The organism is Rhodoferax sp. GW822-FHT02D07 (assembly GCF_058802405.1).
In genome coordinates this window covers 318217-332406 of record NZ_JBXAOD010000002.1, presented here as the reverse complement: position 1 = coordinate 332406, position 14190 = coordinate 318217, and the positions used below count along the sequence as shown (strand labels likewise).

Sequence of the window (14190 nt, the reverse complement as noted above, 5' to 3'; positions counted from 1 at the left end):
CAGCCCGCATGGAATATGCGCAAGCGGCTATGGATTTAATAGTATTCAATTGAAAAACGAGGAAACAATATGAGCCAAAAAGTAGCGTACGTCACCGGCGGCATGGGTGGCATTGGTACCGCCATCTGCCAGCGCTTGCACAAGGATGGTTTCAAGGTCATCGCCGGCTGTGGCCCCACACGCGACCACGCCAAATGGCTGGCCGAGCAAAAGGCGCTGGGCTACACCTTCTACGCCTCCGTGGGCAACGTGGGTGACTGGGATTCCACCGTGGAGGCCTTTGGCAAGACCAAGGCCGAACATGGCGCCATCGATGTGCTGGTGAACAACGCCGGCATCACGCGCGACCGCATGTTCCTGAAAATGACGCGCGAGGATTGGGACGCCGTGATGAGCACCAACCTGGACTCCATGTTCAACGTCACCAAGCAAGTGGTGCCCGACATGGTGGAAAAGGGCTGGGGCCGCATCATCAACATCTCGTCGGTGAACGGCGAGAAGGGCCAGGCTGGCCAGACCAACTACTCCGCAGCTAAGGCCGGCATGCACGGCTTCTCTATGGCGCTGGCACAGGAGCTGGCCACCAAGGGTGTGACGGTGAATACCGTGAGCCCCGGTTACATCGGCACCGACATGGTCAAGGCCATCCGCGAGGACGTGCTGACCAAGATCGTGGCAACGGTGCCAGTCAAGCGTCTGGGCGAGCCGTCCGAAATCGCCTCCATCATTGCGTGGTTGGCGTCCGAAGAAGGCGGCTATGCCACCGGCGCAGACTTCTCGGTGAACGGCGGTCTGCACATGGGCTGATGCTCCCGATTTGCGTCTGTTCCAAGGCCCGCCATGTGCGGGCCTTTTTTTTGTGTAAACGGCGGCTGACACTGTTGCAGATATGCACAAACTGGAGCCCCAAGTCCAATTTTCCCCTCGGTGCGTGGGGTATGCTCGCTCAGCGCGGCAGATGACAAATCTGTTGCAGGTATTGCAAGCACAGAATATGACCATTGAAGACTCCCTTTGGGTTGATGTAGGGCAGTTGCGCATCGGGCTCTACATCGAGTTGGATGTGGGCTGGATGTCCCATCCCTTTCCCACGGGAAGCTTCAAGATCAGCTCCCAGAAGCAGATCGAAACCCTGCAGGGGCTGGGCCAGCCCCGCATCCGCAGCATTCCCTCCAAGAGTGACCCTGATCCTGCGGCCGAGCAGCTTGCGGCGCAGACGCGCGCACAGGCCGCCGCTGCCGAAGAGCGCGCACAGGCCGCCTTGCGCGAGAAAGAGCTGCGCCGCCAGCGTATTGCCGATCTGGCTGCGCAGGACCGCGCGTTGGTGGTGTGCGAACGCCGTTTTGGTGAATCGGTGCGCCTGTACCGTAAAGCCATGGACCTGGTGCAGACCCAACCCAAGCTGGCTGCCGAGCAGTGCCAGGCCATGGTGGGCACTTATGTGAGCGAGCTGATGGACAAGGGCGAGGCATCGATCCGCCTGCTGTCTGAGGCGGCGGGTGACAAGTCCTCCATGCATCCGGTCAATGTGACCATCGTGTCCCTGCTGCTGGGCAAGGCCATGGGCCTGGGCGCGGCGGAGCTGCAGGATCTGGGCATGGCGGCCTTTCTGCACGACATTGGCAAGGTCAAGGTGCCCGACCGCGTGCGCTGGGTGGAAGAAAATTTTTCCACTGCCGAGTACCGCATGTACCAAGAGCACGTGGCCCAAGGTGTTTTGCTTGGGCGCGCCATGGAGCTGCGCCCCGGTGCGCTGCTGGCGCTGGCCCAGCACCATGAACTTGCTGATGGCAGCGGCTTCCCGGCGCGCATCAAGGGTGAGGTCATGTCGGTGGGCGGCCGCATCGTGGCGCTGGTGAACCGTTACGACAACCTCTGCAACCCCAGTCGCCCCGCCACCGCGCTGACGCCCCACGAAGCGCTGTCACTGATTTTTGCGCAGCTCAAGACGCGTTTTGACGCGGCGGCCCTGAGCGCCTTTATCCGCATGATGGGCGTGTACCCGCCGGGCTCGGTGGTGCAGCTGATTGATGACCGCTACGCCATCGTGGTGTCGGTCAACTCGGCACGTCCGCTCAAACCGCGCGTCATCGTGCATGAGCCCAGCGTGCCCAAGCATGAGGCCTTGATTCTGGACCTGGAACACACGCCCCAGCTTGGTATCCGGCGCAGTCTCAAACCGTCGGCCCTGCCGCCTTCGGCGCTGGACTATCTGTCCCCGCGTCAGCGAATCTGCTACTTCTTTGAACAGGCTCCCGACTCCGCGTCGCCTGAGCCTGGGGCATGACCCGCGAGGGCCTGGCGGAGCTGCTTGACAGCACGCTGGATGCCATCTGGCTGGTGGATCCCAAGACCCTGCGCATCACCGCTGCCAATATTGCGGCCGGCCGTCTGGTGGGTATGGATGCCCAGGCCATGGCGGGCATGCCGGCCATCGCGTTGGCAGTGACGCCGGAAGACATGTTCTTCTGGGAGGATGTGGCCGCCGGTCTGGTGCACGAGATCCATTCCAATGCGATGGTGCGCGCGGTTGATGGCGAAGCCATTGCCGTGGAGCGCAAGGTGCGCCGTATCTGGCTGCAGCCGGACGAGCCCTGCTACCTGGTGGCCCTGCGCGATATGCGTGCCGAGAAGGTGACGGAGGACCTGCTGGAGCATCGGCTCTCCGAGTTGCGGGCTACGCTGGAGTCCACTGGCGACGGCATTCTGGTGACGGACCTTGACGGGCAGGTCCGCAACTTCAACCACCGGTTTGCGGAGCTGTGGTCCTTGCCACAGGCGATGTTGCAGCCGGATGCGGATCTGCAGGCTTACCTGCAACAACAGGTGCTGGACCTGCCGGCCTATCTGGCCAGCGAAGCGCAGCGGCGGGCTGATGAGAACCTGCATGCCGTGGATGTGCTGCAGCTGCGCGACGGCACTACGCTGGAGCGGCGCAGCGTGCCCCAGCGCAGCGGTCTGCGTGTGCGGGGCAGGGTGGATTCCTTCCGCGACATCAGTGCCCAGCTGCAGGCGGACCATCAGTTGCGTCTTGCTGCCAAGGTATTTGAGTCCAGCCCCGAGGCAGTCTTCATCACCAATGCGGCCTTCGAGGTCGTGCAGGTCAACCCGCGCTGCGAAGCCCTGGCGGGCCACCATTCAGACCGCTTGCTGGGCAGTTCGGCACGTGATTTCTTTCACGACCCAGCGCATCCCCAGCTGTTTGCCGACATCGAGATGGCGCTGCTGGCCAACGGCTTCTGGACCGGTGAGGTCTGGCGCAGGCGGGATGACGCTATGGTGGTGGCGGTCGAGGTGTCCTGGGTAGCCCTGCAGGATACAGGCGGGCAGATAAGCCACACGGTGGGGTTCTTCAAGGACATGACCGAGCGTCTGGAGGCCCAGCGCCGCATCGAAAAGCTGGCTTACCGCGATGTGCTGACTGGCCTGCCCAATCGTTTGCTGCTGGGCCAGCGCGTGGACTTTGCGCTGCGTCTGGCCGAGCGCGGCGGCGGCACATTTGCCGTCATGTTCATCGACCTGGACCGATTCAAGAACATCAACGATTCGCTCGGCCATGCCTTTGGCGACCGCGTGCTCATCGAGGTGGCGGACCGCATCCTGCATTGCATGCGCGATGTGGATACCCTGAGCCGCATGGGCGGAGACGAGTTCGTCGCCTTCCTGCAGGACGCCGATGCCCTGGGTGCCGAGGTGGCTGCGCGCCGCATTCTGGATGCACTGGCCCAGCCTTTCCTTGTCGACGGTATGAACTTCTCGCTGGGTTGCAGCATTGGCATTGCCATGTACCCGGCCGATGGCCGCTCGTTGGACGACCTTATCAAATGCGCAGACACGGCCATGTACCGTGTCAAGGACCGCGGGCGCGGCAACTTCCGTTTCTACCAGCCGCAGATGAATGTGGACCTGCTCGCGCGCATGAAGATGGACCACGCCATGCGCCAGGCCATGGAGTCTGGCCTGTACCGTCTGCACTACCAGCCGCAGGTGTCGCTGGAGGATGGTCGCCTGCTGGGGGCCGAGGCCCTGGTGCGGTGGACCGACCCCCAGCTGGGTCAGGTCTCGCCGGGTGCCTTTATTCCGCTGGCGGAAGAGTCGGGTTTCATCATCAACATCGGCAGTTGGGTCATGCAGGAGGCCGTGCGCCAAGCGGCTGTGTGGCAGCGCGCGGGGCGGCCGCTGGTGGTGTCGGTCAACGTGTCTGCCTTGCAGTTTCAGCAGCCGGACTTTGTGGAGCGCGTGGCGCACTGTCTGGCCGAAGCGGAACTCGATCCTGCCTTGCTGGAGCTGGAGCTGACCGAATCCATTCTCGTGCAGGATGCCAATGAAGCCCTTTCTCGCCTGCACGCGCTGGCGGGTCTGGGCGTGAGTCTGGCGATTGACGACTTTGGTACGGGCTATTCCAGCCTGGCCTACCTCAAGAAATTTCCCATCTCCAAGCTCAAGATCGACCGCACCTTTGTCATGGGCTTGCCAGAGGACGAAAGCGACCGCGCCATCGTGGGCGCGACCATCGCAATGGCGCGCGCACTCAAGCTCTCAGTGGTGGCGGAAGGGGTGGAGACTGAGGCTCAGCGTGATTACCTGCGTGAAGTGCAGTGCGCGTCGTATCAAGGCTTTTTGTGCGCACCGGGTCTGCCAGTCAAGGAGTTTGATGCACTCGCCCGGCAGCTTGCGGCGAGCCCGCAGCCAGGCGCTCTGGGCTTCTAGCCGTGTAGTCCCTTGTAGAGCATATAGGCGGCCAGTGCGTAGAGCACGATGGCAAAAATCCGCTTGAGTTTCGCAATCGGCAAGCGGTGCGCCGTACTGGCGCCCAGGGGGGCGGTGAGCACGCTGCAGCAGGCGATGACCAGCAGGCCTGGTAGCCAGATATAGCCCAGGGACCAGTCCGGCCGGCCCAAGACGCTGGCACCGCTCCAGATGTAGCCGGTCGTGTTGGCCAGTGCGATGGGAAAGCCCAGCGCGGCACTGGTGGCCACGGCATTGAGGATGGGGACGTTAAACGCCACCATAAAGGGTACGCTGACGAAGCCGCCACCTGCGCCTACCAAACCAGAGAGAAACCCGATGACACTGCCCGTGGCCGTCTGGCCCACAAAGCCGGGCATCTGGCGGCTGGGCTTGGGCTTTTTGTCCAGAAACATCTGTGTGGCCGAGTAGCCCACAAAGGCAGCAAACAACAGCGCCAGCGTGGTGCCTTTGAGCAAGGCGAACACACCCAGGCTGGCTAGGGCGCCGCCCAGCACGATGCCCGGGGCCAAGCCCTTGACCAAGTCCCAGCGCACGGCGCCACGCTGGTGGTGGGCGCGCACGCTGGAGATGCTGGTGAACATGATGGTGGCCATGGAGGTGGCAATGGCCATCTTGACGGCGAGGTCGGCCGGAATGCCACGCGCCGAGAGGATCAGTGTGAGAAAGGGGCCGATCAGCATGCCGCCGCCTATGCCCAACAGGCCAGCCAGAAATCCGGTGGCCAGCCCCAGGGCTGCCAACTCGACGATGAGCAGGGGTTCGAATGTCATGCGGGAAGCAAGAAGAGGGGGCGCGAGGCGGGAAGGTGAAGGGTGTCTGCGAAGTCCACCGGACCCGCATCCTGAACCGGGGTTCAGGTGGGCGAGGTCAGCACCAGCATTGGGTTCATCTGACGCGAGATGATCACGCTCGCTGGGCCATGTTCCAAGCCCTGGCTCAATGAGCATTGGTTCAAGGAAATATAAAGCCCGGCAGCTTCACAGACGCCTCTATTGTAGGCCGCCGGCCAGCGTCGTGCTGGCAAAAAATCAGTGCTTTACAGGAGGCGGCCGTCTTCGCCGAGCGCTGCATCCAGGCGTTCGAGCAGGGAGCTCAGCAGCAGCGTGCCGTCACCCGCAGGGTTCTGGCCAGCACCGACGGTTGCGGGAGTCGTTTCAGCCGCGGCGGGTGCAGCGATCGCGGGGCGCTCCGCCAGGTCAAAGGCGAGGTTGAGGGCGGCCAGCACGGCAATGCGGTCGCGGGCGCGAACCTTGCCTGCATCCCGGATTTTGCACATGGCGGTATCCACGCGCTCCACGGCTTCCAGCAAGCGCGCTTCGCCGCCTTCGGGGCAGCCCAGCAGATAGCTCTGCCCCATGATTTGGACTTCTAGCTGTTTCATGTTGGGTCTTTTTGCGTTGCCAGTGCATCGGGCAAGCGTTCCAGCAGCGCGTCGACCCGGGCCCGCGCCGCGTTGAGGCGGGACTTCAGCCCGTCACGCTCGTGGGTCAGCGTTTCCACCTGGGAAGCGAGCAGGGCATTGGTGCGCTGCAGTTCCTCGTAGCGCACCAGCAGGCGCTCCACACGTTCGGCGATTTGGTCGATGGGGGTCGGGTTCGACATAGAAGCCGCATTGTAGGGTGAGCGAAAGCTGGGGCAGCGTAAAATGCGCGCGTTGGTGCTCGCGGTGTGGTTCACACGCCGCAGTTCAACGGGAAGCAGGAGGGTGACGCTGTGCCACAGCCGCCTAACCTGCGCTGCCCCCGCAACGGTAAGTGGACGTGTCGTTTTGACACTGCTTTCATCATGGTCACTGGGCGCTTGAACATGCGCCTGGGAAGACGATGGAGGTTGTTTCCACCAGCCCGGATACCGGCCAATGTGGTGGAAGTGCGCCTGACGCATTTCCGTAACGCCCAAGCCCTGGCGGGGAAGCCGGGGAGGGTGCCTTGTCAGAAGTTGTTTCATGAAATTGTGCATGTTGCGGGCGCGCCAAACCCTTGTGGTCGCCCTGGGCCTGTGCGGCTTGGCCGCGCAGGCGGAAGAGGCGAGTACGCCTGTTGTCAGCCTGAAAGAAGTGGTGGTCACGGCCACGCGCATGGCGCGACCGGCTGGAGATGTGGTGGCCGATGTCACTGTCATTGACCGGGAAACCCTGGAGCGGGCCGGCCCGGTCGGCTTGGCCGACGTGCTGGCGCGTGTGCCCGGCTTGGAGATCATGCGCAATGGCGGTCTCGGCAACGCCACGTCGGTGTTTGTACGGGGTGGCGAGAGCCGGCACACGGCGGTACTGGTGGACGGTGTGCGGTTGGATTCGCAGAACGTGAGCGGTGGCGCCAACTGGAATACGATTCCCCTGTCGCAGATTGACCGCATCGAAATCGTGCGGGGCCCGACCAGTGCGGTCTATGGCTCTGACGCCGTGGCCGGTGTGATCCAGATTTTCACCAAGAAAGGCGAGGGCGCTTTCGCACCTTCGCTGGCCTTTGGCTACGGCGGCTACAACACCCAGACGCTGGACTTCACTGCCCGTGGCAGCGCTGGCCTGCTGGACTACTCCTTCGGTATCTCCGGCGCCACCAGTGACGGCTACAACATCCGCACGGTCAGTACGCAGAACCCTGATGCAGATGGGTACATCAGTAACAGTGGCAATGTTCGCCTGGGGCTGCAGATCAACCCAGACCAGCGCCTGGAGCTGACCGCTTTGCAAAGCCGTATGGATGCCCAGTACGACGGCGGCCTGACCAAGGACTACCGCACCATCAACAGCAACAGCACGCAGAGCCTGCAGTGGAGTGCACAGTGGACCGAGCGCTACGCGACCAAGGTGAGCTTGAGCCAGGGCCTGGACCTGGGGCGTGACCTGCCGGCCGATTCGAACAACCGCACGCAGATCGACAGCGCACTGTGGTTCAACGAATACCGCCTGGGGCCGCAAAGCTTCAGCGCGACGCTGGAGCAGCGCAATGACGCCTTCCAGCTCTCGGGCACACCGCGTATCGAGAAGGCCAAGTCGCAGACTGGCGCTGGCCTGGGCTACGCCTGGTCGGGTGAGGTGCACACTGTGCAGCTTAGCGCCCGCAATGACAACGACAGCGAGTTTGGCGGGCAAACCACGACCTCGGTGGCCTACGCCTACGCATTGAACCCGCAGTGGCGTGCTTCGGCGAGCGCAGCCAGCTCTTTCCGCGTGCCCACGCTGTACCAGCGTTTCAGCAAGTACGGTGTGTCCACGCTGGTACCTGAATCAGGCCGCAATATGGAGGTGGGGCTGAACTACACCGAAGGCGCCAATGCCTTTGGCGTGGTGGTGTACCGCAATACGCTGACCAACCTGCTGAGCTTTCTGTCGGGCGCAACGGCGGCGGGCTGCCCCGTGCCAGCCACCGGCTGCTATTCCAATACCGCCCAGGCGCAGTACCAGGGTGTGAGTTTCACGGCACAACGTGCCCTGGAGTTGGGACGGCTTCGGGCTTCGCTGGATTTGCAGGACCCGCGCGATAGCGTGACCGGCAAGCTGTTGGCACGCCGTGCGACGCACCACGCGGTGGTGGGCCTGGATTCACGCCTGGACAGCTGGTTTCTGAGCGCAGAGATGCAGCTCTCGTCCCTGCGCTATGACGATGCGGCCAACACCAATGCCTTGCCGGGCTATGTGTTGCTGAGTCTGTCGGCGCAACGTGCCGTGTCGCGCGAGTGGTCGGTATTGCTGAAGATGGACAATGCCACGGATACCAAATACCAACTGGCTGACACCTATGCCACGGCCGGCCGCACGCTCTATGTCGGCCTGAAGTGGGCCCCCTGACACCTATGCACGCTCCTGCGTCCTGCCCCGCTATCCTGATTGCCGCGCCCGCTTCCGGGCAGGGCAAGACGACGGTTACGTCGGCGCTGGCGCGGCTGCACACGCGCCAGGGGCGGCGGGTGCGGGTGTTCAAGTGCGGGCCGGATTTTCTCGATCCCTACTGGCACAGCCTGGCCAGTGGTGCGCCCGTATATCAGCTCGACCTGTGGATGACGGGGGAGGCGGATTGCCGTGCGCGTCTGCATGCTGCAGCGCAGGAGGCGGATCTCATCATCGTGGAAGGGGTGATGGGGCTGTATGACGGTGAACCCAGCGCGGCCGATCTTGCGCAGCGCTTTGGCCTGCCGGTGCTGGCGGTGTTGGATGCGTCTGCCATGGCCGGGACTTTTGGTGCGCTGGCTTTCGGTCTGCAGCATTACCGCCCCGGGCTGCGTTGGGCCGGTGTGTTGGCCAACCGTGTGGGCAGCACCCGGCATGCAGAGATGTTGCAGGCCAGCGTGGCGCCGGAACACTGGCTGGGTGCTGTGCTGCGCAACCCGGCCATGACTCTACCCGAGCGCCACCTGGGCCTGACTGTGGCCAGCGAGCTGCCGGACGCCCTGCAGCGTCTGGATGCGGCGGCCGATGCACTGGCGGCCACACCGTTGGGCCAGATGGACTTGGCTGCCCTCCAGCAGCGCTGGATGGTGGACTTTGCGCCGCCCATGTTTGCCCCAGTGTCGGGGCCGGCCTTACAAGGCCTGACGGTGGCCGTGGCCTGCGACGCGGCCTTTTGCTTCATCTACGCAGCCAACCTGGACACGCTGCGTGCCCTGGGTGCGAGGCTGGTGTTTTTCTCCCCGCTGGCGGACGCCGAACTGCCGTCCTGCGATGCGCTTTGGCTGCCCGGCGGTTACCCCGAGTTGCACGCGGACACCATTGCTGCCAACACCGGCATGCGCTCCAGCCTGGTGGCGCACGCGGCTGCGGGCAAGCCGGTGTGGGCAGAGTGCGGCGGCATGATGGCCCTGTTTGAAACCCTGGTGATATCCGACGGCCAGCGCCATGCCCAATGGGGCTTGCTGCCCGGGGAGGTCACCATGCACAAGCGCCTGGCCGCGCTAGGCCCGCAGCAGTTGACGCTGGAGAGTGGCACGTTGCGCGGTCATACCTTCCATTACTCCACTGCGGCGACGCTCTTGTCAGCCGTTGCGCGCACCTGTCGTCCCGGCGAGGTGCCTGCGCCGGATGTGGGGGAGGCTTTGTGGCAGCTTGGTAGCGTGCGTGCCAGCTACTTCCATGCTTGGTTTCCGTCCTGCCCCGAGGCAGTGGTGGAGCTGTTCACGGCCCGGGTGGGGGTAGCAGCATGAGCATCGATCTGTTGCACTACACGCCAGGCCCGCAGCGCATCGTCTGCCTGACCGAGGAGACGACAGAGTGGCTGTATTTGCTGGGGCAAGAGGTACGGATTGTCGGTATCTCGGGTTACACCGTGCGTCCCAAGCGCGCGCGGGATGAGAAGCCGCGCGTCAGCGCGTTTCTGAGCGCCAAGCTGGACAAGATCATGGAGCTGCAGCCGGATTGCGTGCTGGGCTTTTCGGACCTGCAGGCTGACATTGCGGCCGATCTGGTCAAGTGCGGCGTGCAGGTCACCATCTTCAACCAGCGCAGCGTGGCCGAGATATTCTCCATGCTCTACCAGCTGGCCGCCATGGTGGGCGAGGCAGAGCAGGGCGCGCGGCGCATTGCGCAGATACAGGTCGATCTGCGGGCCATGCAGGTCGCAGTGGCTGCCAAGGTGGCTGCGGGTGCGCGTCGTCCGAAAGTGTTTTTTGAGGAATGGGACAGCCCGCACATCAGCGCCATCCGCTGGGTGTCCGAGCTGATGGGCATCGCCGGTGGTGACGATTGTTTCCCCGAGCTGGCCGCGGAACCCCTGGGCAAGCAGCGCATAGTTGCCGACGGCGCCGAGATAGTCCGCCGCAACCCGGACATCATCCTCGGCTCCTGGTGCGGCAAAAAATTCCGGCCCGAGAACGTGGTGGCACGAGAGGGGTGGGGCGCGGTGAATGCGGTGCGCCACCAGCAGCTTTTCGAGATCAAGTCTCCCGACATCCTGCAGCCCGGCCCCGCCGCGCTGACCGATGGCGTGGCGAAGATGCACCAGATCATCACGCAGTGGATGGACGCAGACCAGCAAGGAGCCTTTGCCGCATGAGCACGCTGACGATTGCCAAAAGCGAACTCATTCTGGGCGGCCAGAAGAGCGGCAAGTCGCGCCGCGCGGAGCTACTGGCGCGCCAGTGGATGGACCAGAGTTCCGCCCACCGCGCCGTGCTGATCGCCACCGCCCAGCCGTGGGACGAAGAGATGCGCCAGCGCATCACCCGCCACCAGGCCGACCGCGCGGAGCGGGTGCCCGGCATGGCCACGGTGGAAGAGCCGCTGGCGTTGGCCGAAGCCATCCAAAAGCACGGCCGGGCCGATACGCTGGTGGTGGTGGACTGCCTGACGTTGTGGCTGACCAATCGGCTGATGCCAGCGGATCATGAAGAAAAATGGCCGCAAGCCCCCGTGGATAGTGCGCCAGCAGCTTCTCTTTTAATAGCAATTGAAAAGTCCGTTGGCCCCGTGGTGTTGGTGGGCAATGAGATTGGCCTGGGTGTCATCCCCATGGGGCGCGAGGTGCGTGCCTTTGTGGACGCTCTGGGTCGTTTGAACCAGGACGTGGCCGCACAGTGCCAGCGCGTAACGCTAATGGCCGCCGGCCTGCCGCTGACTTTGAAAGACCCCGCATGAAGTTCCATGAACTATGCTGTTTCTTGCGACATGCCGCGCTGCGAAGCGTCGGAGTACCGGTGCGTTTTGCGCAGGTAAAGGAGGAGCCCGCAAAGCGGGCGGGGGACACGGAGCAAAACGCGCCGGTACTCCGTCGCCTGGCCGGATGGGCCATCGTATTGACCTTGACTATTGCGGGGACAGCCCACGCCCTGCAGGTCACCGACGACCGCGGTGTCACCGTCACGCTGCCCGCCGCGCCGCAACGCATCGTGAGTCTGCTGCCTTCCCTGACTGAAACCGTTTGTGAGCTGGGTCAGTGCCAGCGCCTGGTCGGCGTGGACCGCTATTCCAACTTCCCAGTCAGCGTACAAAAGCTGCCGCAAGTGGGCGGCGGGTTGGACCCGAACATCGAGATGATCGTGGCGCTCAAGCCCGACGTGGTGCTCATGGCCACCTCGTCACGTGCAGGCGACCGGCTGCAGGCGCTGGGCATCAAGGTGCTGGCCATGGAACCCAAGCGCCATGCCGATGTGCAGCGCGTCATGCTCAAACTGGGCCAATTGCTGGAAGTGCCTGACGCGGCCCGCATCTGGCGCGCCATAGATGCCGGTGTATCGGCCGCCGCCCAGTCGCTGCCGGCCAGCGTGCGTACTGTGAAGGTCTACTTTGAAGTGAACCAGGGCCCGTATGCGGCCAGCGAATCGTCCTTCATTGGCGAAACCCTGGCGCGCCTGGGTGCCAAAAACATCGTGCCGGCCAATCTGGGCCCGTTCCCCAAGCTCAACCCCGAGTACATCGTTCGTGCCAACCCGGACCTCATCATGATCGGCCAGCGCAGCGCTGACGGGCTCACCGCACGGCCCGGCTGGCAAAGCATACGCGCGCTGCGCGAACAGCGCGTCTGCATCTTCCCGCCAGCCGAGGCCGACATGCTGGTACGCCCCGGCCCACGCATGGCCGAGGCCGCACGCCTGATGGCCCAATGCCTGGGCACGAAAGCACCGGGAGCCAAACCATGATGCAAGGCCGCGTGTGGTGGCTGGTCTGGGCCGGTGTGCTGGGCTCGCTCGTGCTGGTGGTGCTGGGCATCTGTGTGGGCAGCGCCGGGCTGGAGAACCTCATCACCCCGCTGTGGAACCCCGCGCAGGACCTGCAGCAAACCGCCATGGCGCAGCAAATCGTCTGGCAGATCCGCCTGCCGCGCACGCTGGGGGCCTGGGCGGCCGGCGCTTTGCTGGGTCTGGCCGGTGCGGTGGCGCAGGGCCTGTTTCGCAATCCGCTGGCCGATCCGTATCTGTTGGGTAGCGCATCCGGCGCCTCGCTGGGCGTGGCCCTGGCGCTGGCGGCGCTGGGCGGTGGTGCGGGTATGTTGGGTGGTTCGGCCGCCAGCATGATGAGTGGCGGCGTGGCCGTCAGCGTGTTCTCCAGCAGCCTGTGGGTGCGCTTGGGGTTGACCGGTGCGGCGTTCCTGGGCGCGGTGTTTGCGGTCTTGCTCACGCTGGTGCTGTCGCGCGGCGTGGGCCACACGCTGCGCCTGCTGCTGGCCGGTGTGGTGGTGGGCGTGGTGCTGGGCGCCATGACGCATCTGGTGTTGCTGTTCTCGCCCGAATCGTTGCAGGCCATGCAGGCCTTCATGCTGGGCTCTACGGCCTTTGTGGGCTGGACTTCGTGCGTGCTCATGGCCAGTGTCTGGGGCCTGTGTGTGCTGGCGGCCTGGCTGCTGGCACGCGTGCTGGACGGCCTGAGTCTGGGTGACGCCACCGCCCTCAGCCTGGGTCTGCCGGTGGCGCCCATGCGTGCGGCGCTGGTGGCCGTGTTGGCGCTGGCCACGGGTACTGCCGTGGCGCAGACCGGGTTGATTGCTTTTGTCGGCCTGGCCGCGCCTCACCTGGTGCGCTCGGTGGTGAAGACCACGCATGCGCACCTGATGCTGCTCTCTAGCCTCATGGGTGGCGTGCTGCTGATGGCGGCGGATACGCTGGCGCGCGGACTCATTGCACCGCAGGAGTTGCCCGTGGGCATGCTCACCGCCGTGCTGGGTGGTGGTTATCTCTTGTGGCTGATGCACCGCAGCAGCACCCTGGGCGGAGGGCGTGTGGCATGAGTGGCGCTACGAAAACCATAGCTATTCGCGCAGATTCCATAGGGGTTAGCCTCGGGAATGGTGTGCAAAAGCAAGCCATCCTGCACGGCATCAGTCTCGATATTGCAGCCGGCAAGTGGACCAGCATCGTGGGCCCCAACGGCGCGGGCAAGTCCACCTTGCTCAAGTGCCTGGCCGGAGTGATGCCACATAGTGGCAGCGTCACCTTGCTGGGCCAGCCGCTGCACAGCCTGCCGCACCGCGAACGCGCGCGGCAGCTGGCCTGGCTGGGCCAGAACGAAACCTCGGCCGACGATTTGACGGTGTGGGACGTGGCCATGCTGGGCCGCTTGCCGCACCAGGCTTGGCTGGCGCCGCCCAGCGCGGCCGACCATGCGGCGGTGGAACAAGCCCTGCGCGCCACGCGCGCCTGGGATTGGCGTGCGCGCGCGCTGGGCCAGTTGTCGGGCGGTGAGCGCCAGCGTGTGCTGCTGGCGCGAGCGCTGGCCGTGCAGGCCCAGGTGCTGCTGATGGACGAGCCGCTGGCCAATCTGGACCCGCCGCACCAGGCCGATTGGCTCGATGTGGTGCGTGCGCTGGTGGCCGAAGGCAAGACCGTGGTCAGCGTGCTGCACGAGATCACCATGGCGCTGCAGGCCGACAGCATGGTCATCATGGCCGCAGGCTGCGTCACCCACCAGGGCGCCTGCGTGGACCTGGCCACGCACCGCGCGCTGGAAGATGTATTCGACGGCCGCCTGGCCGTTCACCCCGTGCAGGGGCAGTGGATTGCGCTGCCCAAAGT

At 64.4% G+C, this 14190-nt stretch carries 12 protein-coding genes, 1 pseudogene and 1 riboswitch; of the genes and pseudogenes, 10 read left to right on the top strand and 3 right to left on the bottom strand.

All coding sequences use genetic code 11. The annotated features are described in order from the left end of the window. The first annotated feature begins 69 nt into the window (after positions 1-69). The 3 genes from phbB (at position 70) to AC1RNN_RS06195 (ending at position 4710) form a co-directional block, all read left to right on the top strand. Positions 70-807, top strand: a complete 738-nt coding sequence (gene phbB / locus AC1RNN_RS06205) for an acetoacetyl-CoA reductase (protein WP_493087725.1) — start codon at positions 70-72, stop codon at positions 805-807. 187 nt (positions 808-994) lie between these two features. Beyond that, positions 995-2287, top strand: coding sequence for a cyclic di-GMP phosphodiesterase (locus AC1RNN_RS06200; RefSeq protein WP_493087727.1), 1293 nt, complete (start codon positions 995-997; stop codon positions 2285-2287). Then, positions 2284-4710: a sensor domain-containing protein gene (locus AC1RNN_RS06195; RefSeq protein ID WP_493087729.1), complete on the top strand. Its 2427-nt coding sequence runs from the start codon at positions 2284-2286 to the stop codon at positions 4708-4710. Before AC1RNN_RS06200 ends, AC1RNN_RS06195 begins: the two co-directional genes overlap by 4 nt. Here the strand turns inward: AC1RNN_RS06195 and AC1RNN_RS06190 are convergent. From AC1RNN_RS06190 to AC1RNN_RS06180, 3 genes are all read right to left on the bottom strand, one after another. Then, on the bottom strand, positions 4707-5522 hold the full coding sequence (locus tag AC1RNN_RS06190) for a sulfite exporter TauE/SafE family protein (RefSeq protein WP_493087731.1): 816 nt from the start codon (positions 5520-5522) through the stop codon (positions 4707-4709). The genes AC1RNN_RS06195 and AC1RNN_RS06190 overlap by 4 nt on opposite strands. 266 nt (positions 5523-5788) lie before the next feature. Then, positions 5789-6133 (bottom strand): cell division protein ZapA, encoded by a 345-nt coding sequence (locus tag AC1RNN_RS06185; RefSeq protein WP_493087732.1) that lies wholly within the window; start codon positions 6131-6133, stop codon positions 5789-5791. Then, positions 6130-6354 (bottom strand): DUF904 domain-containing protein, encoded by a 225-nt coding sequence (locus AC1RNN_RS06180; RefSeq protein ID WP_493087734.1) that lies wholly within the window; start codon positions 6352-6354, stop codon positions 6130-6132. The genes AC1RNN_RS06185 and AC1RNN_RS06180 overlap by 4 nt, the downstream gene beginning before the upstream one ends. Positions 6355-6391: 37 nt before the next feature. After that, positions 6392-6626: riboswitch (cobalamin riboswitch) on the top strand. A 71-nt stretch (positions 6627-6697) separates the two neighbouring features. Between AC1RNN_RS06180 and AC1RNN_RS06175 the strand changes: the two genes are divergently transcribed. The 7 genes and pseudogenes from AC1RNN_RS06175 to AC1RNN_RS06145 form a co-directional block, all read left to right on the top strand. Continuing rightward, the gene (locus tag AC1RNN_RS06175) at positions 6698-8542 is read left to right on the top strand and encodes a TonB-dependent receptor domain-containing protein (protein WP_493087735.1); all 1845 of its coding nucleotides are present in this window, start codon (positions 6698-6700) and stop codon (positions 8540-8542) included. Positions 8543-8547: 5 nt separating this feature from the next. Further along, the gene (locus AC1RNN_RS06170; protein ID WP_493087736.1) at positions 8548-9891 is read left to right on the top strand and encodes a cobyrinic acid a,c-diamide synthase CobB; all 1344 of its coding nucleotides are present in this window, start codon (positions 8548-8550) and stop codon (positions 9889-9891) included. Further along, positions 9888-10739 carry an ABC transporter substrate-binding protein gene (locus AC1RNN_RS06165; RefSeq protein WP_493087737.1) on the top strand — a complete coding sequence of 284 codons (852 nt, stop codon included), beginning with the start codon at positions 9888-9890 and terminating at the stop codon, positions 10737-10739. Before AC1RNN_RS06170 ends, AC1RNN_RS06165 begins: the two co-directional genes overlap by 4 nt. After that, on the top strand, positions 10736-11320 hold the full coding sequence (locus AC1RNN_RS06160) for a bifunctional adenosylcobinamide kinase/adenosylcobinamide-phosphate guanylyltransferase (RefSeq protein ID WP_493087739.1): 585 nt from the start codon (positions 10736-10738) through the stop codon (positions 11318-11320). The genes AC1RNN_RS06165 and AC1RNN_RS06160 overlap by 4 nt, the downstream gene beginning before the upstream one ends. A 152-nt stretch (positions 11321-11472) precedes the next feature. Beyond that, complete coding sequence (locus AC1RNN_RS06155) at positions 11473-12321, top strand: ABC transporter substrate-binding protein (protein ID WP_493088231.1); 849 nt, start codon at positions 11473-11475, stop codon at positions 12319-12321. Next, positions 12318-13406, top strand: a complete 1089-nt coding sequence (locus tag AC1RNN_RS06150) for a FecCD family ABC transporter permease (protein ID WP_493087740.1) — start codon at positions 12318-12320, stop codon at positions 13404-13406. Before AC1RNN_RS06155 ends, AC1RNN_RS06150 begins: the two co-directional genes overlap by 4 nt. Then, positions 13403-14188 (top strand): annotated as a pseudogene (locus tag AC1RNN_RS06145) (ABC transporter ATP-binding protein); the annotation flags it as partial. The gene AC1RNN_RS06150 and the pseudogene AC1RNN_RS06145, both read left to right, overlap by 4 nt. Positions 14189-14190: the final 2 nt, after the last annotated feature.

Excerpts from the sequence above, each read along its gene's own strand:
- AC1RNN_RS06170 (WP_493087736.1), top strand. The coding sequence starts at position 8,548 with ATGCACGCTCCTGCGTCCTGCCCCGCTATCCTGATTGCCGCGCCCGCT.
- phbB (WP_493087725.1), top strand. The coding sequence starts at position 70 with ATGAGCCAAAAAGTAGCGTACGTCACCGGCGGCATGGGTGGCATTGGT.
- AC1RNN_RS06165 (WP_493087737.1), top strand. The coding sequence starts at position 9,888 with ATGAGCATCGATCTGTTGCACTACACGCCAGGCCCGCAGCGCATCGTC.
- AC1RNN_RS06175 (WP_493087735.1), top strand. The coding sequence starts at position 6,698 with ATGAAATTGTGCATGTTGCGGGCGCGCCAAACCCTTGTGGTCGCCCTG.
- AC1RNN_RS06190 (WP_493087731.1), bottom strand. The coding sequence starts at position 5,522 with ATGACATTCGAACCCCTGCTCATCGTCGAGTTGGCAGCCCTGGGGCTG.
- AC1RNN_RS06180 (WP_493087734.1), bottom strand. The coding sequence starts at position 6,354 with ATGTCGAACCCGACCCCCATCGACCAAATCGCCGAACGTGTGGAGCGC.
- AC1RNN_RS06150 (WP_493087740.1), top strand. The coding sequence starts at position 12,318 with ATGATGCAAGGCCGCGTGTGGTGGCTGGTCTGGGCCGGTGTGCTGGGC.
- AC1RNN_RS06200 (WP_493087727.1), top strand. The coding sequence starts at position 995 with ATGACCATTGAAGACTCCCTTTGGGTTGATGTAGGGCAGTTGCGCATC.
- AC1RNN_RS06195 (WP_493087729.1), top strand. The coding sequence starts at position 2,284 with ATGACCCGCGAGGGCCTGGCGGAGCTGCTTGACAGCACGCTGGATGCC.
- AC1RNN_RS06185 (WP_493087732.1), bottom strand. The coding sequence starts at position 6,133 with ATGAAACAGCTAGAAGTCCAAATCATGGGGCAGAGCTATCTGCTGGGC.
- AC1RNN_RS06160 (WP_493087739.1), top strand. The coding sequence starts at position 10,736 with ATGAGCACGCTGACGATTGCCAAAAGCGAACTCATTCTGGGCGGCCAG.